We start from the raw sequence: 17939 nt of genomic DNA, 5'->3' as shown, positions 1-17939 counted from the left end.
CGCGGCACGGTGCCGCGCGGCCGGGCGGGCCGCGGCGGGCGGCCGGCGTCGTCAGGTGCACGCTCATCGGCCGAGCCGATCCACGCAGACGAACCTGAACTCCCCGGTGTACCGCCGGCCGTGGGCGTCCTTGAGCCACAGCTGCTCCGGCCCTGGCAGCATCTCGCTGAACCGGAGCTGGGCGTTTCCCCGCCGTCGCAGTCGGTGGTTGAGCACCGCCAGTGACATCGGGTTCGACAGGTCGACATGGAACGGCTTGCGTTCCCCGGCGATGGTGGCGAAGACGTGCCGGGGCAGGCCCAGCTCGTCGCGCAGCCGACCGGCCGCGGCATGCGACACCCGGGCCGCACCGTCCAGGCGTCCCGCCGGAACCGTCCACGACTCCCGCGCCACGACCAGGTTGTCGACCGTGACCCGCGGCTGGTGGGGGCGGGTCGGCAACATTCCGAACCGCTGCGCCGCCGCGTGCGACAGGAAGTCGCCCAGCACCTGCACCGCCGGTGCCTCGAAGTCGCCCCGCACGTCGGTCACCACGAGTCCCGCGTCGCCGCGGCGCAGCCGTAGCCGGGAGGCGGGCAGCAGCCTGTCGGCCGGCCCGTACGGCGCCTCCGCGGTGAGTCCGAGGTAGCGGTACCTCGCCGACAGGTACGTGTCCGGCGGCACCGTGCGGGAGTTGAGCACGCCCGAGCCGAGCTGGTAGAGCGGCATGACCCGGTCGTCGCCCATCGCCTCGTCGATCAGCGCGTACAACGCCGGGCGATCCGGATGGAACTCGTACGCCGACAGCACGTCCATGGTCTGCATGGCCGGATGCACCTCGCCCAGCACGGTCAACGCCCGGCCGGCGCGCACCTGTTCCAGGTCGGTGGCCGCGAACATCAGGTCGGGGCTGTGCCAGCGGGCCTGCGCCCACAGCGGCGGGCCGGCCGGGAACGCCGCCTCGACCCCGGCCCGCAGGCCCTCGCTGGTCAGCTGCACCGCCCTGGCGTCGGGATCGGGCACCAGCAGGCTCTCCCAGCGGCGCCGCAGCTCCGCGGCGGCGGCCTCCGCGGGCGGCGACGAGTCGCCGTACGTGGCCGACCTGCCGACCATGTCCATGACGTTGAGCAGCGGCACCCCCGCCACCGGGTCCACCTGCGGCGTGAGCCACGCCTCGTACTCGGCGGCGGTGCGGCGGCAGTACCACGCGGCCCCGGCGAGCACGAGGTCCAGCGCCGGTCCGACGTCGTCGAGCAGCCGGGTGCTCAGCGAGACGTCGAGGTCGCCCAGGCAGTCCTGGAACAGCACGGTGCGCCCGGCATAGAAGTCGCCGGCCCGGTGGTACGCGTTGCCGCTGGTCAACTCGACGACCCGGGCGTCGAGGTCGGTCAGTGCGGCGTCGAGCGCGGGCGGGTCCTCGCGTACCGCGGCCACCCGGTCCCGCGCCTCGACGACCCGGTCGAGGTCGGTCAGCGCCGCCGCGCGTCGGGCCGGGTCGGTCACCCGCAGCAACTGGCCCCGCAGCGCACGCTCCGGTCGCACGCCTCGGATCACCGCGAACCCGCTGGTCAACAGCCGCATCGTCCGCAGCCGGTCGATCTCGGCGAGCACCGTGTCGCGGTCGGCGTCGGCGACCTCCGCCACGACGTCGTCGACGGTCCGACGGCCGTCGCACAGGTGCAGCACCCGGCTGCGCAGCGCCGACAGCCGCAGTTCGGTGCCGTCGGCGAGCAACAGCGTCTCGCCTTCCAGGTGGGTCACCGGCGCACGTCGCGGTACGGTCCAGCGGCTCAGGTCGTGCCGTTCGTGCAGGGCGTCGGTGACGGCGCGGATCGCCCACGACTCGAAGAACGTGCCACGTTGCCGTGGCGGCCGGCCCGCTTCGCTGACGTCGGTGGGCCCGTCGGTCCACCGCCCCCAGACGACCGGGCCGAAGAAGCCGATCATGTCGTTCTTGGCGCAGTACCGGGAGGCGTACGCCCACAGTGCCCGGTCCCGTTTGCGTTGCTCGCTCGGCTTTCCCGCCTTCTCGCGGGCACGGTACCGGCGACGGTAGACCGCGGGATTCTGCCACAGCAGCGCCTCCCGCAGCCGTGGCTGCTCGTCGACGGCCGCCAGCGCCTGACGGGCCGACTTCTCGTCGACGTCGAAATCGCCGGTCGCCTCGATCTCCAGCCAGTCGAACGGCATTCCGGCGGTCCGCGCCACGAGGGTCGGCCACACCCGCCACCGTTGTCCGTGGCCGAACTCGTACTCAGCCGATGGCATTGGCGGTCCGGTCGGAATCCGAATCCAGCAGGCCCGCCAGTTTGCGAATGGTCGGGTACTCGAACATGTCCGCGGCGGAAAGCTCCACCGTCAGCCGTTCCCGGATCCGCGACGCCAGCTGCACCACCGTCAGCGACGAGCCGCCGAGCAGGAAGAAGTCGTCGTCGATACCGACCTGGGTCAGCCCGAGCGACTCACACCACAGCCGCGCCAGCTCCCGCTGCACCGGGGTCTGCGGCGCCACGAACGTCGTACCGATCGTGCGTACCGGCTCGGCGACCGTCTCCGCCGCCTCGACCGCCTGCTGGTTGAACGTACGGGCGATCGCCAACCGCTCCGGCAGCGATCCGATCGACGTGATGACCTGCGGCCCCGGTCGCAGCCGCATGATCCGCCGGAACAGTTCGCCGCCCTCGGCGTTGGTCAGCATTCCGGCACCGCGAGCGGCCTGCTCGACCCCCGGCGCCGCAACCGCGACCGCCGCCTCGTCCACGCTGCGCAGCGAGTACCCCTTCACGACCACGCAGACCGCGCCGTCGGCGTCGACGATGGCCTCGTCGATCTCCATGAACTCCGGTCGCGTCGGGTCGCTGTGATAGGTCTGCACCACCCAGCACCGTTCCGGGATGCGGCGGTACACCTCCACCGACCGGTACAGGAACGGCAGGTAGCGGCGACCCTCGACGCCGGACAACCCGTAGACCGCCCGGTCCAGCAACGCCGGATGCAGCGCGTACCGGTCCGCGTCGTCGCGCCCCACCGCCGGCAGCTCCAACTCGACCAGGCCCCGGTTGTCCTTCGCCCAGTACCGGCTGACCGCCTGGAACCGCTGCCCGAACGCGACGAGCCCCGAGTACGGCTGGGTCGCGTCCTCCTCGACCAGTTCCTCCCGGAACTCCGCGATGTCGATCCGCTCGGCGGTGCCGTCCGGTACGGCACGGACCTTGCCGCGACAGTGCACCGTGGCCGACTGGCCCGCGAGGGCGAAGCTGATCGCGAACTCGAATCCGCCCGCGTGCGCCGGCGACAGCGTGATCGTTCCGGTCGCCGCCGCCGTGACACGGACCGGGTCGATGAAGACGACGTCCTCCAGCCGTACCGGCACCTCACCCCACACGTGCCGGGCAGCCGCGTGGACCATTTCCAGCAGGCTCGTGCCGGGCAGCACACCGACGCCGCCGATCCGGTGGTCGGTCAACACCCAGTGGCTGTCCACGTCCAGGTCGACCTCGAAGGTCCAGCCGTCCCCGTCGCGCGACGCGCGGTGCACCAACGGGTGGTCCAGCGCCGTCACCGCCGAGCCGCCCCGCAGCCGTCGCAGGGTGCGGAACCCCTCCCCGGCGCGGTCGGTCGACACCATGCCGACCTCCTGCCAGCCCCACCAGTTGATCGCCACCACGTACGGCGAGCCGTCCGCGTGGGACGTGGCGTACGCGTCGAGGAACGTGTTCGCCGCCGCGTAGTCGCTGTGCCCGTAGTCGGCCGAGACGGCGACGATCGACGAGAAGAGCGCGATGAAGTCCAGCTCGGGCAGCTGACCGGCCCGCACGAGCGCGTCGAGCACGAGCGTGCCACGCACCTTCGGCGCCAGCACCCGGTCGGCCGTCTCCGCGTCGTGCAGTGCCAGCAGTTGTCCCCCGGCGATCCCGGCAGCGTGGATGATCCCGGTGATCGGGCCCAGCTCGGCCTGGCTGCGCCGCACCACCGACGCCATCGCGTCGGCGTCGGTGACGTCGGCGCGCAGCACCAGTACCCGGGCGCCGCTCGCCTCGATCCGCCTGACCGCCGCGATCTGGTCCCGCACGCCGTGCGGCGTACCCGGGTCGTCCCAGCGCTCCCGGTCCGGCAGTCCACCCCGGCTCACCAGCACCAAGTCCGTCGGTTGCCGCTCCGCCAGGTCCTGCGCGATCGCCAGGCCGAGGCCGCCGAGCCCACCGGTGATGAGCAGGACGCCGCTGCCGTCGACCGGCCGCGGCACGCTCACCGGCTCGTTCGGGATCGACGCGTGGTGGTGCACCCAGCGCCGATGTCCGCGCAGCGCCACCAGTTCCGCGTCGCCGCCGGCGCCGATCTCGCCGACCACGGCCACCGCTACCGCCGCGGCGGTCAGCGCCGCGTCGACCTGCCGCACCCGTACCGTGCTCAGCTCACGCGGCAGGGTCCGCAACGGACCGGCGACGGTGGCGCCCTCGGGCCGCGCCGGCTCGCCGTTGACCGACCACACCCGGTCGGTGACCGCCACCAGCTCCACCTCGGCCCGGAAGGTCCGCAGCATCGCCTTGGCCAGCGCCGCCATCCGGTGGTAGCCCCGCATCGCGACCAGTTCCGGGTCGACGGCCGGGCCGCCGTCGAACACCGCGTAGACGATGCGGTCCGGCAGCAGACCCGCCTGGTACACCGCCTCCACCAGCAGTTCCACGTCGTGACTGTCGTCCGGGTCGAACTCGTAGCCGTCCGGCGTCGACACGAACCCCGGGCCGGCGTACGCGGGCAGCACGAACACGTCCCGCCGCCGGGCCTCCGCGATGATCTCCGCGCTTACCGGGTCGTCGCCCGCGAGGACCAGCCACGTCTCGCCGAGCAGGCTCCCGCCCCGGCGCGGCACCGGCTGCGACCGCCACGCCGGCAGGTACAACGGCGTGAGCAACGGGTCGTTGGGCACCTCGACGTCGTCCTCGACCACGCCCGGGCGCACCGGATCCGGGTCCACCCAGCAGCGCCGCCGCTCGTAGGGGTAACCGGGCAGGCTCACCCGCCGGCCGCCGTCGGTCGTCCGCACCGCCGAGAAGTCCAGGTCGACGCCGGACACCCACAGCCGGCCCACCGTCGTCGCCAGCACCGTCACGTCGGTGGCGGTCGTGTCGTTCGGCAGCGCCATCGTGGTCAGCGCGCTCGTCGACCGGCCCTGGCTGGCGGCGTACTGGCGGGCGAAGACGCACATCGACTGCCCCGGCCCGGCCTGGACGTGCACCGCGTCGGCCAGCTCGTCGAGCCGCGCCAGGCAGTCCTCCAGCCGCACTTCCTGCCGTACGTGCGTCGCCCAGTACGCGGCGCTCGTCGCCTGCTCGTCGGTGATCCAGTCGCCCGTGACGTTCGACAGGTACCGCAGCCGTGGCGCCTGCCGGGGGAAGCTGTCCACCAGCGCCGCCAGGTCGTCGCAGATCGGCGCCATCATCCGCGAGTGGAACGCGTGCGACGTGCGCAGCAGGGAGCCGGACAGCCCGATGTCGGCCAGTTCCTGCGCGAACTGCTCGACCGCGGCCAGCTCACCGGACACGACGCACGACGACGGCGAGTTGCTCGCGGCGATGTCCAGCTCGCTCGGCAGCATCGCCCGTACCGCTTCCGCGCCCAGCGACAGCGACAGCATGCCGCCCGGCGGCAGCGCCTGCATCAGCTGTCCCCGCCGCGCGACCAGCCGCAACGCGTCCGGCAGCGCGAACACGCCGGCGACCGTCGCCGCCACGATCTCCCCGATGCTGTGGCCCAGCAGCGCCACCGGTTCGATGCCGAACGAGCGCAGGAGCTGCGCCATGGCCCATTCCACGGTGAACAACGCGGGCTGGGTCACGGCGGTCTCGTTGAGCTTCGCCGCGGCCTGCTCGTCGGTGACCTCGGCGTTCAGCAGCTCCCGCAGATCGAACCCGAGCAGCGGCGTCAACTGGTCGGCGCAGGTGTCGACGGCGTCCCGGTAGACCGGCCAGGTCCGGTACAACTCGCGCCCGGAGCCCGGGAACTGCGCGCCCTGGCCAGGGAACAGGAACGTCACCTGCGGCGACCCCGCGACCCCTGCGACGGTGCGTACCGTCGGCTCGCCGGCCAGCTCCGCGACCGCCGCCTGCGGGTCGCCGGCCACCACCAGCCTGCGGTGCGCGAACGCGGCTCGCCCTTCCTGCAACGTGAACGCCACGTCGGCCGGGTCGTGCCCGGCGTCGCCGAGGTGCTCGGCCAGCGCCGCGCAACTGGCGGCGAGGGCGTCGGCGGAACGGGCGGACACCGGCCACAGCTGCGGTGCCCCCGTCGTCCGGGCCGGTGGCTCCGGCGGCGCCGGTGGCTGCTCGACGATGACGTGGGCGTTGGTGCCGCCGATGCCGAACGAACTCACCGCGGCGATCCGCGGCGCGTCCGGGTCGCGCCACTCGGGATTGGACCAGTGCCGGACCTCCCTGGCCAGCCGGAACGGGGAGTTCGCGAGGTCCATCGCCGGGTTCGGCTCGACGCAGTTGATGGTCGGGGTGATGACGCCGTCGCGGACCGCGAGGATCGCCTTGAGCAGGCCGACCGTGCCGGCCGCCGGGCCGAGGTGTCCGAGGTTGCCCTTCGCCGAACCGAGCCAGCAGTACTGGCGGCGTTCGGTGCGCTCCCGGTATGCGGCGCTCAGCGCCGCCACCTCGATCGGGTCGCCGACGACCGTGCCGGTGCCGTGCGCCTCGACCATCCCGATCGCCTCGGGATGCACCTGGGCGTCGTCCAACGCCGCCCGGACCAGCTCCAGCTGGCCGTCCACGCCGGGCGCGGTGAACCCGGCCCGCCGGTTGCCGTCGTTGTTGACCGCGGAGCCCTTGATCACCGCGTACACCTGGTCGCCGGCCGCCGTTGCCGCGGCCAACGGCTTGAGCACCACCAGCGCGCCGCCGTCGGCGAAGATCGTGCCGGTGGCGTCGGCCGCGAACGGACGGACGTGCCCGTCCCTCGACAGGATCCCACCCTCCAGGTACGGGTAGCCGCCGCCCAGCGGCAGGTCGACCTGCACACCCCCGGCGACAGCGACATCGCACTCGCCGCGGCGCAGCGCCTGCATCGCCTGGTGCACCGCGACCAGGGACGTCGAGCACGCGGTGTAGACGGACACGCTCGGCCCCATGAACCCGAGGCGGTACGACACCAGCGGGGCGATGTAGTCCGGGTTGTTGCCGGTGCTCATGCTGGTCAGGCCGGCGGCGCGACTGACGGCGCGATTACGTTCGATGTAGTCGGTCCGGTACCGGTTCGTGGTCGCGCCCCCGAAGACGCCCACCCGCTGCCCGATCCCGCGCGGGTCGTAGCCGGCGTCGGTGAGCGCGGTGTAGGAAAGCTCGAGGAACAGCCGGAACTGCGGATCGCAAAGCTCGGCCTCACGTTGCGTGAATCCGAAGAACTCAGGATCGAACAGGTCGAGATCGGCGGCGGTGCTTGTCACCGGTTGGAAACCCGGCGCGTCCGCGGCTTCGGGCGGCAGTTGCCGTGCGCGCGCCACCTCTGGGTCGAGTCGCTCGACAGACTCCACACCGGCTTGGAGGTTGCGCCAAAACTCACGGACATTGCGTGCGCCCGGTAACCGTGCCGCCACTCCGACAATAGCTATGGCGTTGTCGGATGCGCCGTGAGTGTCTGTCACCAACACTCCCTTACATTACTTTTGGGCCAACCAGCCTCCGGGACGATAGCCGCGCGTCCAGGGCCTGTCAACGGCCACTGCGCCACGCCTCCCCCATCGGTTCCCAGCTACACTGACGCGTGCCACAAGACTCCCTGAGCCGCTTGAGTAGCGAATTTGCCGATTACGCGACAGTCGGCAGCCAAATGGTCATCGCCGAGGCGATGGGATTGTTACAGCTGCCGCCGACACACGTCACTCTCGGTGAGTTGGGCATCATCGACGGGGAATGGGAACGCATCCGGCGCGACCTGTTCGAGATTTTCCACCTTCGCGTCGACCCGGCGGCACTCAGCGTGCTGACTCCGGCACAGCTCGGCCAGTTCATCGCCGACCAGCCGATCAATCGGCCCGGCCCACAATTGCGCCTCGCCGGTGGAAGCGGCACCGCGACGTGGTTGGTGCACGGCGCCGACGGCGAGGTGAGCTGGTTCCTCAAGCACCTCGACGGGATCGGATTGCCGACCCCCCTGATCGGTCTGCGCGCCCCCGGGTGGTACGACGAGCCCACGCCCGCGTCGATCGAGGAACTCGCCGTCCGGTACAGCGACCAGATCCGTGCCGTCCAGCCGGCGGGTCCCTACCGGCTCGCCGGGTACTGCGCCGGCGCCGTCATCGCCGTCGCGGTGGCGAACCTGCTGGAAGGCCAGGGGGAGACGGTAGAACGGATGTTCTTCATCGACCCGGACCTGCGGCACCTGGCCGCGTCGAGACGCGACGCCGTCATGTTCCGGCTGCACCAGCTCAAGCGCCGTCCCGAACCGGCCGCGCGCCTGCTGCGCAAACCCGCGGCCGAGACACCGCTCGCCCAGGTGCTGGACCGCATGGACGATCCCCGCCCCCACCAGGACCCGGTGGAACGCGTCCTCTACCGCGGGCTCGGGGTCGTCGCCGACCTGATCGGCCTCACCGGCGGCGACACGCTGGCCCCGGTCGCCACCACGGCGACCGCCTGGTTCACCGACTCCTACCTGACCTCGATCGCCGAGAGCAAGGACAAGGTGATGGCGCACCTCACCACCATGTTCAGCGGCGGCGTCGACATCCGGTACAGCTCCTCGCACACGGAGATATTCGCGACCCCCGAATTCCGTGACTGGCTCATCCGGTACGCCGCAGCGGAAAACCACAACGCCGCCAGATAGCCGCCATCTCCCGCAGTCCGGCGATTCGCTCGTTTATCGTGGCACCGCGTGGCGCGACCGACAACGTGCCGAGACCGGCTTCGGCGTACGACCGCACCTTGGCCTCGATCCGCTCGGCGGGGCCGATTAGGCACGTACGGTCGAGGAATTCGAACGGTACCGCCGCGAGCGCGTCCGGGTCGCCTTCCTGGAACAGTTTCCGCACCCTGTGCGCCGCGTCGCCGTAACCGAGTCTCTCGGCCTGTTCGACGTAGAAGTTCCGGGCCGTGCCACCCACGCCCAGGAATTGGGCGGCGTACGGCCTCACCCTATTCGCGCACGCCTCCAGATCATCACCGATCGCCATTGGCAAAGTGGCGACCAGATCGAACTCGGACTTGCCGCCCGACGCCCGGTCCCGGCCCGTCGCGATATGCGCGAGGGTCTCCGCGACGCCCTCCGGCGGCAGGAAGAGCGACAGTGATCCGTCGGCGATCTCCCCGGCCAGTTCGAGATTCTTCGGCCCCAACGCCGCCAGATAGATCGGCAGGTCGCCCCGCAACGGGCGCATCGTCAGCCGCTGCGGCTCGCCCGGCGCCCCGGGCAGCGGCAACGTCGTGTGCCGCCCGGCGAACCGGACCGGCCGGCGGGTGAGTGCCGCACGGACCACGGCCACGTACTCCCGGGTACGGGTCAACGGCTGTCCGAAGGGCACCCCGTACCAGCCCTCCGACACCACCGGGCCGGAAATCCCCAGCCCCAGCCGGAACCGGCCGCCGCTGGCCAGGTCGAGCGTCGCCGCGGTCATCGCCGTCATCGTCGGTGCCCGCGCCGGAATCTGCATGACCGCGGCGCCCAGGTCGATCCGCTCGGTCTGCGGAGCCAGCCAGCCCAGCAACGTCGGCACGTCGCTGCTGTACGCCTCGGCGACCCACAGCGCGTCGTACCCCGACCTGTCCGCCACCTGCGCCAACGCCAACAGATCATCGAGACTGGTCCGGTCGTGCAACATACCGAGACTGAGTCCGAGCCTCATCGTCACGCCCCATCCGATTGCTGGTTCAGCACGAACCCGGCCAGCGCCTGCGGTGTCGGTGCCGAGAAGATCGCGGCCAACGGCACATTCACCCCGGTCGACCTGGTGACCTGTTGCGCCAGTTTCGCGGCGAGCAGCGAATGACCGCCGCTGCGGAAGAAATTCGACTGCTCGTGCAGCTGCGGTGCCCTGAGAATGCTCCGCCACAACGCCACGAACTCACCGACCAGGCCGTCGACCACCGGAGCGCCCTCCGCCGGATCGGCCCTCCGGGCCGCCGCCCGCTGTTCGGCCATCGCGGTCAGCGTCGGATAGTCCACCTTGTCGTTGCCGGTCGTCGGCATCGCTTCCAGCACCGCCACGTCGGTGGGGACCGCGTACGACGCGAGCTGGTCCTTCGCGAAACGCCACACGTCGTCGGCGATGTCCGCGTCGGCACCGCGCACGAAGGCCATCAGAGCGCCGTCGGCGCTCGGATCGCCGGCCAGCACCACCGCGGCGGCGCTCACCCGCGGATGCTGCTCCAGCACCGCCTCCACCTCACCGAGCTCGATCCGGTGGCCCCGCAGCTTGACCTGACGGTCGGTGCGTCCGCGCAGTTCGAGCGTGCCGTCGTGACGCCAGCGGCCCACATCGCCGGTGCGGTAGAACCGGCCCGCACCGAGCTCACCGAACCGCTGCGCCGTCAACTCGGGACGACGCAGGTAGCCGATGGCGACGCCGTCGCCGCCGATGCACACCTCGCCCGGCATTCCGGGCGGCTGCGGCCGGCCGTCCCCGTCGACGACCACCACGGTGGTGTTCGCGATCGGCCGTCCCACCGCCACGCCCCCGTCGACGTCGGTGACCAGCGCGCTGGTGGACCAGATCGTCGTCTCGGTCGGCCCGTACACGTTCCACAGCGTGCAGCCGGTCGCGAGCAGCGCCCGTGCCAGATGCGCCGGCAGCGGCTCACCACCGCAAAGGACCCGCCGCCCCCGCAGCCGGCCCTTCGCGTCCTGGACCACCAGCCGCCAGGTCGTCGGCGTCGCCTGCAGCACCGACACGTCGTAGCGCTGCACCAGGTCGAGCAGGACCGCGCCGTCGCTGCGGGCGGCGTCGTCGGCGACGACCACCCGGGCGCCGGCGACCAGCGGCAGGAACACCTCGAGGGCGGAGATGTCGAACGCGTAGGTCGTCAGCCACAGCAGGGCGTCCCGGCTCGTCACGCCGATGTCAGCGATGAAGTGCCGCACCACGTTCGCCAGGTTGGCGTGGCTGATCACGACGCCCTTCGGCAACCCGGTCGAGCCGGAGGTGTAGATGACGTACGCCGGATCGGTCGGTGCCGGCGCCTGCCAGCCGCGCTCATCCGGATCCACCGCGCCGAGCTCGATCACCCGGCAGCCGGCGGGGACCACGCCCGGCGGTGGCTCCCGGTCCGCCAGCAGCACGGTGACCTCGGCGTCCGTGAGCTCGTACGCGAGTCGCGCGGCCGGCTGGTCCGGATCGAGCGGCAGGTACGCCGCCCCCACCTGCCAGATGCCCAAGGCGGCCACCGCACACGGGAAGCCCCGTTCGGCGTAGAGGCCGACGATCGCGCCCCTTCCCACCCCGGCCCGCGCCAGCAGCGCGGCGACACCGGCCGCCCGCGCCACCACGTCCCGGTACGTCCACGTCACGCCGTCGCGACCGATGATCGCCGCCGCTTCCGGCTGGGCCGCCGCCTGCGCGGCGATTTCCTCCGCCACCGTTCGCGGAGGGCCGTCGACCGTCGTCGCGTTGGCGTCGTCGACCACGGCCCGATCCGCGGCACTCCAGACGTCGAGCCCACCGATCGGCCGGTCGACCTGAGCCGGCAGGCTCTCCAGCACCGCCTCGTACCGCGCCAGGAGCGCGGCGATGTCGTCCGCGTCGTGGACGTCCGAACCGTAGACCGCCTTCAGCGTGACGCCGTCGCCCTCGCGCATCACCACCAGTTCGAGGTCGACCCTGCTGTGCCCGCTGTCGATCTCCCACACCTCCGCCGCCAGTTCGTCCCGGCCACCGGTCATCGGCTCCGGGGGCGGCCGGTAGTTGAACATGTGGCGGAACGGCGGCACCCACCACGCCGCGTCGTTGCGCGTGTGCGACGTCTCCAACCCCTCGTAGGAGACATCGGCGTGGTCCATCGCGGTGACGAACAACCGACGGACCTCCCGCACCAACTCGTGGAACGTGCGTTCCGGTGCCACGTCCAGCCGCAGCGGCAGCGTGTTCATGTGATAGCCGACCGCCCGGCGGGCCGCGCCGTCCCGCAGATCGACCGGGACCCCCACCACCACGTCCTGGCCCGCGCCATGCCGCATCAGCAGCACGTAATACAGCGCCAACAGCACGATGTTGTCGGTCGCGCGGCACGCCCGACGCAGGTCTCGCATGCCGGCGAGCGCCGCCGCGGACAGTCGCCGGGTGACGGTGCCGCCGGCGAACGTCGGCGCCGCCGGGTCCGGCCGCCCGAACTCCAACGCCGCCGGAACGCCCGGCAGGTCCGCGAGGTGCCGCTGCCAGAAGGCGAGCGCCTCCGCCGTCGGCTCGGCGAGATCCTGGACCGGTCCGGGTCCGGCGAGCGCCGCCGGCGGCCGTCCGTCGGCGAGCATCGCCGGATACAGCGCCGCGAACTCCTCGATCAGCACCGCGCCCGACACCGCGTCCACCGCGAGATGGTGCAGGCACAGGCAGATGAACTGCCGGTCCGGGCTTCGCACCAGGACCGCGCGGACCGGGATGTCACCGGCGAGGTCGAACGGCCGCCCCGTGACGGCCCGGCACACCCGACCAGCTTCCTCGGACGCTGCCTGCACCACCTCGAGCGGCACCGTCGCGGACTCCGCCACCACCCGCGTCGGTAGCCCGTCGACCTCGACGAACCGGGTCCGCAGCGCCCGATGCCGCCGCGCCAACCAGTCCAACGTCGCCTGTACCGCCGCGGTGTCCAACCGTTCCGTCGTCACCAGCGCCAGCGGCACGTTGTTCACGCCGGTCTCCGGCAGCAACCGCTCCAGCATCCACAGCGCGTTTTCCTTCGCGGACAACACGGTTCACCTCACCCGATCGACGTCGAGGACGTCATGGCAGTCGTCTGATGCGGTTCGCCGAGCGCGGGCGGGGCGACCCTCCAGCGAGGACGCGAGCGACCTCTGCCGGTGACAGTCAGTGACCCGCCTGTCCGGATCGCAGGTGGTGTCGAGGCGCGCCCGCACACCGTCGGAGGCCGCCGCCCGGACCAGGTGAAGCATTGCGGCTTCCGGCACACGAACCCCCTGAGGCGCGACTCCGAGCCGCCCGCGACGAATGATCCTCGACAGGCTACGGCGCACGTCACGTGGCATCAAGCGCGTGCCGCACGCGGATACGGCCCCGACCGTCACACCGCACCGCCGGCCCCGAACCCCGGCCCCGGGCCTCCGCCGCGGCAGCGATGTCGAACGGTTGGCAGAACCGACACAGACTCGGGCAACACGGGGCCCGCGGACTACCAGGGTCACTCAACGTCAGATTGTCGGCACTCCGTCGTCAGGCCGAACGCGGTCGGCCGTCGAGCGCCGGCGCGACGGAGGCCGCCGCTCAGCGGTCCGGTGCGTTCTCCGCGAGGTACATCTCGAGCTGGATGTTGTCCGGGTCCCGGAACGCGATCAGCGTGAAGCCCATCGGTGGCGTAACCGTGATCCCGGAGTGCGCGACGCCGGCATCGGTCAGCCGGGCGGCCCACGCCTCCAGCTCGGCCCGCGTCCGCACCGCGAACGCCAGGTGGTCGAGTCCCGTCCGACGTTCACTGAACTCCGCGCCGGCATCCGCGTGCCTGTGCGTCGTCAACCCGATGACGACCCCGCTCGGGTGGCGCATCAACTGCCGGTCGAAGCTGTCGGTGTCCCACCGGAACAGCGGTGCGAAGTCCAGGACGTCGCTGTACCAGCGTACCGAGGCATCGAGGTCGCGCACGTTCAGCGCGATGTGGTGGATCCCTGAAAACCCTGCTACCGCCACGTCTCACGCCTTTCGCAACCGTCGGCCCCCGCTGAACAGTAAGGCGGATGCTACGGCGCGGGCCGGAGCGACGCACACGCCGGCCAGCCTGATCACGTCACCCGATCGCCGCCGTCGGTGCCAGCGCCCGGTTTGCAGGTCAGGGTTGATCCCGGCGGGTCGAGTGGATGGCGAGCAGGGCGATGTCGTCGGTGGCCTGCTCGGCGGCGAGGGTGGTCATGATGCGGGCGCAGACCGATTCGGCGGGACCTGGCTCGATGGCTGAGCAGAGCCGTCGGATGCCGATGTCGATGACTTCGCCGCGGCGTTCGACGAGCCCGTCGGTGTAGCAGATGAGGGCCGCCTCGGGCGGGAACACGACCTCGGTGTACCGGCGGGCCGGCTGACGCGGGCCCGTACCCAACGGAAGATCGACCGGATTGTTCAGCGCGATGGCCGGCCGGCCCGGCGCGGCCAGGATGGGTTGCAGGTGCCCGGCGAGGGACAGTTGGATGGTGGTGCGGTCCGGGGAGATCATGGCGTACAGGACCGTGGCGAGGCTCCCGGTCTCGAAATGGTGGACCTTTCGGTCGAGCAGGGTCAACGCGCTGGCCGGGTCGTCGCAGACCAGGGCGTAGGCGCGCAGCGCACTGCGCAGCCGTCCCATCACCACTGCGGAGCGCAGCCCGTGTCCGGAAACGTCGCCGATGACGACCCCCAGCCAGCCGGAGGGCAGCGCGAACACGTCGTACCAGTCACCGCCGACGCCGGCGTCGTGGCCGGGGACGTAGCGGGCGGCCATGTCGACGCCGGGCTCGTCGGGCAGGTGGGTGGGCAGCAGGCTGCGTTGCAGGGCGAGGGCAGCGGCGCGGTCGATGCTGCCGGCCCTGGCCTGGCTGGCGAGGCTCGCCCTCTCACCGGCCAACTGAAGCAGCTTCACATCGTCATCGGTAAATCGATGCGGCTTGAGACAGCCGACGTGCAATACGCCGATCACCTCGCCGCCGGTGAACATGGGCACACCCAGCAGCGAGCGGACCCCCGTGCCGAAGAGGATCGGGCTGACCACGTCGGCGGCGGTTACATCGTCCAACATGACGGGTTGCCGGTCCCGAGCGATCCGGCCGGCGAATCCACTGCCGACGGAGATCCGGACGCCCCTGCGGACCTCCTCCTCCAGCCCTTTCGCCGCGGTGACCACAAGCTGCTGGGCGTGCGCGTCCAGCAGCAGGATGGCGGCGGTGTCAACCCTGAGCACCTCTCGGAGGCGGTCAAGGAGCTCGTCGAGGAAGTCGGTGACGCCGAGCTGGGACAGCGCGGCGTCGGCGACCGCCTCGATCCGACGCAGCCGCTCGTCGCTCCCACCGCCCCGCGCCATCACCGGAAGCGTAGCCCTCCCCTGGCCGGAAGAATCGCCGGGAACGACCCGGGTACGGACCAGGCCGTTGGCCACCGCCCGCCAGTCGACACAAGGTGGATCGGCGTGACCTCAGAGGGCCCGGCCGGCCGAGCCGAGCCGGCGGCAGTGTGTCAGGCCGAGGCGGCCGGGCCGCCGCCGACGTCTTCTGCGCGGCGGCCTACGCCCACCAGTTGCTGGAGGTGCTGTCCGCGCCCTGGGCGTCGTCGGTCATCTGCGCGTTCACGATGACCTGGTGGAAGGACTGCCACCCGAATCCGCTGAAGATCAAGATCTCCCAGGCAACCGGACCGCTCGCGCAGGGCACGTCCATGGACGCCATCCCGAACGAGAACGGCATGACCTGCGTCGCCGACACGCTGATATGCGCGGCACCGGTCGATCCGGTGCAGGTCACCGTGCCGTTGACCTGGAGCTGGTCGACGGTCACCGCACTGGCCGAGGTGACGGTGATGTCGGCCTGGGCCGCCCGCGCCGGCGCGGCGACGGCCAGCCCGGCCGTGGTGAGCACGGCGACGGTCAGCACCCCACGACATGCCCGTTCGATCATGGTCATCATCCCCTCGAGATTCGCGAGACTGGCGGGACAGGCCGGACCAGCCTAACGAATACATCCACAAATATGAATCTCCCATGACAAAAGTACTGACCGTCGCGGCGGCGAGGGGACATTCGAGCGTGCGGCGCGGAGACGTCCGCGAGGGTGCCCGGTCAGCGCGGGACCAGACCGTTCTGGTACGCCCAGACCACGGTCTGCAACCGGTCGCGTACGCCGATCTTGGCCATGGCCCGCCCGAGATGGGACTTGACCGTGCTGGTCTCGATGAACAGCTCACCGGCGATCTCGACGTTCGACAGGCCCTGGGCGAGCAGCCCCACGATCTCCTTCTCCCGCGCGGTGAGCTGGTGGGCCGCTGCGGCGTCGGACGGTGGCGTCGGCCTGCGCCGCGCGAACTCCGAGATCACCCGATGGGTGACGGCCTGGTCGACGAGCCCGTACCCGCCGGCGAGGCGGCGGACCGCGTCGATGAGGTCGTCGGGCTCGCAGTCCTTGAGGATGAATCCGCTCGCCCCGGACTCGAGCGCGCCGAAGACGTACTCGTCGAGGTCGAAGGTGGTCACCACGAGCACGGCCGGCGGCGCCCCGGTGACGTCGGCGACGATCTGGCGGGTCGCGGTGAGCCCGTCGCCGCCGGGCATCCGGACGTCCATGCAGATGACGTTCGGGTGCAGCCGGCGGGCCAGCTCGACGGCCGAGGATCCGTTGGACGCCTCCGCCACGACCTCGATGTCCCCCGCCTGCTCCAGGATGACGCGGAAACCGGCCCGCACGACCGCCTGGTCGTCGACGAGCATCACCGTGATCATGCCGGGTCCTCTCCCTTCGTGGCCGTGGCCGTCGAGCCGGCTGGCGCGTCGTCGCGTCCCGTCGGCAACGCCACTGTGACAGACCACCCGCCGGTCGGCGTCGGCCCGGCGTCGAACCGCGCACCGATCAGCTGTGCGCGTTCCCGCATGCCGACCAGGCCGACTCCGCCGCCGGTCCGTGCCGCGGGTTCGGGCGCTCGCGTGGGGGGTCCGTTCGACACCCTGAGCGCGACCTCGCGCGGCAGGAAGCGGAGCTCCACGTGCACCGGGGCGCCGGGGGCGTGCTGCCGGGCGTTGGACAGGCACTCCTGCACCATCCGGTACAGCGCGACGTCGGCGATCGGGGACACCTCGCGCCGCGGTCCCTCCCCGACGAACTCGACGGGGGTGCCGAGGTCGCGTGCGGTGCGCACGAGGTCGTCGAGGCTGACCAGTCCCGGCACCGGGGCGTTGTTGTCGTCGTCGTGCCCGGCGCTGGCTCCGTCGACCCTGTCCACCGACCGCCCCCGCAGCACACCCACGACGAGTCTCAGGTTGTCGAGGGTCTCCTTGCCCTGCCCGCGGATCCACGCGACGCCGGCCTTCGCCGCCGCGGGGTCGCGGTCGATCAGCCGCTCGACCGCCGCCGCCTGCACCACCATGCCGGACAGGTGGTGGGCGGCGACGTCGTGCAGCTCCCGGGCCATTCGGGCGCGCTCCGCGCCGATCGCCGCCCGCACCTTGTCCCGGTGCGCCCGGAGCTCGTCGTCCGCCCGCACCCGCACCAGTTCCAGGTAGCGCCGGTGGGTGGCGACGTAGCTGCCGACGAAGGTCGCCCCCAGGTAGGACAGGGCACCCGACGCGAGGTGGCCGAGCGCCGCGACGAGGATGTCGGGGGCCATCCCGGCGGTGACCGCGATCACCCCCGACGCCTCGGCCACCGCTGCCGCGCCGGCCAGCGGCAGCGCCGTCCTGGCGGGGAACAGGGTGCCGACGGTGTAGGCAGCGACGAGCGGTGCGACGCCACGGACCGTCGCTTCGGACGGGACCGCCGCGGTGACGACGACCTGCAGGCCGACGACCAGCCCGAGGCAGAGCCGCGGACGTACCCGACGCAGGCACAGCACCAGCGCCTGCACGCAGGCGGCGGCGACGAGCACCCGGGCCCGCGCCGGGTCGACGGAAAGCCCTTCGACGGGCGCGGCGAACCGGAGGAACGTCGTCAGCATCGCGAACGTCGCCACGGTGACACCGGCCGCCAGCAGGCAGTCCCGCGCGAACCGTCCGGTCACTCCGAGCCTGGTGAGTCGTTCGTCCAACCGCCGGGTCAGCCCTGGCGAGCCGGGTGTGTCGGCGGGCGCTCGGCCA

Annotated in this window: 10 protein-coding genes; 1 reads left to right on the top strand and 9 read right to left on the bottom strand. The window is 71.8% G+C overall.

All coding sequences use genetic code 11. From position 1 onward, the window contains the following. Positions 1-63 precede the first annotated feature (63 nt). Both ABT023_RS17525 and ABT023_RS17520 read right to left on the bottom strand, forming a co-directional pair. Positions 64-2247, bottom strand: a complete 2184-nt coding sequence (locus ABT023_RS17525; RefSeq protein ID WP_350886563.1) for a lantibiotic dehydratase — start codon at positions 2245-2247, stop codon at positions 64-66. Continuing rightward, the gene (locus tag ABT023_RS17520) at positions 2234-7624 is read right to left on the bottom strand and encodes a type I polyketide synthase (RefSeq protein ID WP_350886560.1); all 5391 of its coding nucleotides are present in this window, start codon (positions 7622-7624) and stop codon (positions 2234-2236) included. The genes ABT023_RS17525 and ABT023_RS17520 overlap by 14 nt, the downstream gene beginning before the upstream one ends. Before the next feature lie 119 nt (positions 7625-7743). Here ABT023_RS17520 and ABT023_RS17515 point away from each other — a divergent pair, with 119 nt between their 5' ends. Continuing rightward, positions 7744-8808, top strand: a complete 1065-nt coding sequence (locus ABT023_RS17515; protein ID WP_350886557.1) for a thioesterase domain-containing protein — start codon at positions 7744-7746, stop codon at positions 8806-8808. Here the strand turns inward: ABT023_RS17515 and ABT023_RS17510 are convergent. From ABT023_RS17510 to ABT023_RS17480, 7 genes are all read right to left on the bottom strand, one after another. Beyond that, on the bottom strand, positions 8765-9823 hold the full coding sequence (locus ABT023_RS17510; RefSeq protein WP_502890701.1) for an LLM class flavin-dependent oxidoreductase: 1059 nt from the start codon (positions 9821-9823) through the stop codon (positions 8765-8767). The genes ABT023_RS17515 and ABT023_RS17510 overlap by 44 nt on opposite strands. A 2-nt stretch (positions 9824-9825) precedes the next feature. Then, positions 9826-12876, bottom strand: a complete 3051-nt coding sequence (locus tag ABT023_RS17505; RefSeq protein ID WP_350886553.1) for a non-ribosomal peptide synthetase — start codon at positions 12874-12876, stop codon at positions 9826-9828. A 532-nt stretch (positions 12877-13408) separates the two neighbouring features. Next, complete coding sequence (locus ABT023_RS17500) at positions 13409-13828, bottom strand: VOC family protein (protein ID WP_350886551.1); 420 nt, start codon at positions 13826-13828, stop codon at positions 13409-13411. 139 nt (positions 13829-13967) lie between these two features. Then, positions 13968-15185 (bottom strand): PP2C family protein-serine/threonine phosphatase, encoded by a 1218-nt coding sequence (locus ABT023_RS17495; protein ID WP_350886548.1) that lies wholly within the window; start codon positions 15183-15185, stop codon positions 13968-13970. Between the two features lie 199 nt (positions 15186-15384). Beyond that, positions 15385-15774 carry a hypothetical protein gene (locus tag ABT023_RS17490; RefSeq protein WP_350886547.1) on the bottom strand — a complete coding sequence of 130 codons (390 nt, stop codon included), beginning with the start codon at positions 15772-15774 and terminating at the stop codon, positions 15385-15387. A gap of 161 nt (positions 15775-15935) precedes the next feature. Beyond that, positions 15936-16592, bottom strand: a complete 657-nt coding sequence (locus tag ABT023_RS17485; RefSeq protein ID WP_350886544.1) for a response regulator — start codon at positions 16590-16592, stop codon at positions 15936-15938. Further along, on the bottom strand, positions 16589-17863 hold the full coding sequence (locus ABT023_RS17480; protein WP_350886541.1) for a sensor histidine kinase: 1275 nt from the start codon (positions 17861-17863) through the stop codon (positions 16589-16591). The genes ABT023_RS17485 and ABT023_RS17480 overlap by 4 nt, the downstream gene beginning before the upstream one ends. Positions 17864-17939: the final 76 nt, after the last annotated feature.

This window comes from Micromonospora sp. NPDC002296, assembly GCF_040296145.1.
GTDB lineage: Bacteria > Actinomycetota > Actinomycetes > Mycobacteriales > Micromonosporaceae > Micromonospora.
This window is presented reverse-complemented; position numbering and strand designations above follow the sequence as displayed.

Coding starts and splice junctions, on each gene's coding strand:
- ABT023_RS17525 (WP_350886563.1), bottom strand. CDS start 2,247: ATGCCATCGGCTGAGTACGAGTTCGGCCACGGACAACGGTGGCGGGTG.
- ABT023_RS17510 (WP_502890701.1), bottom strand. CDS start 9,823: ATGAGGCTCGGACTCAGTCTCGGTATGTTGCACGACCGGACCAGTCTC.
- ABT023_RS17495 (WP_350886548.1), bottom strand. CDS start 15,185: ATGGCGCGGGGCGGTGGGAGCGACGAGCGGCTGCGTCGGATCGAGGCG.
- ABT023_RS17490 (WP_350886547.1), bottom strand. CDS start 15,774: ATGATCGAACGGGCATGTCGTGGGGTGCTGACCGTCGCCGTGCTCACC.
- ABT023_RS17485 (WP_350886544.1), bottom strand. CDS start 16,592: ATGATCACGGTGATGCTCGTCGACGACCAGGCGGTCGTGCGGGCCGGT.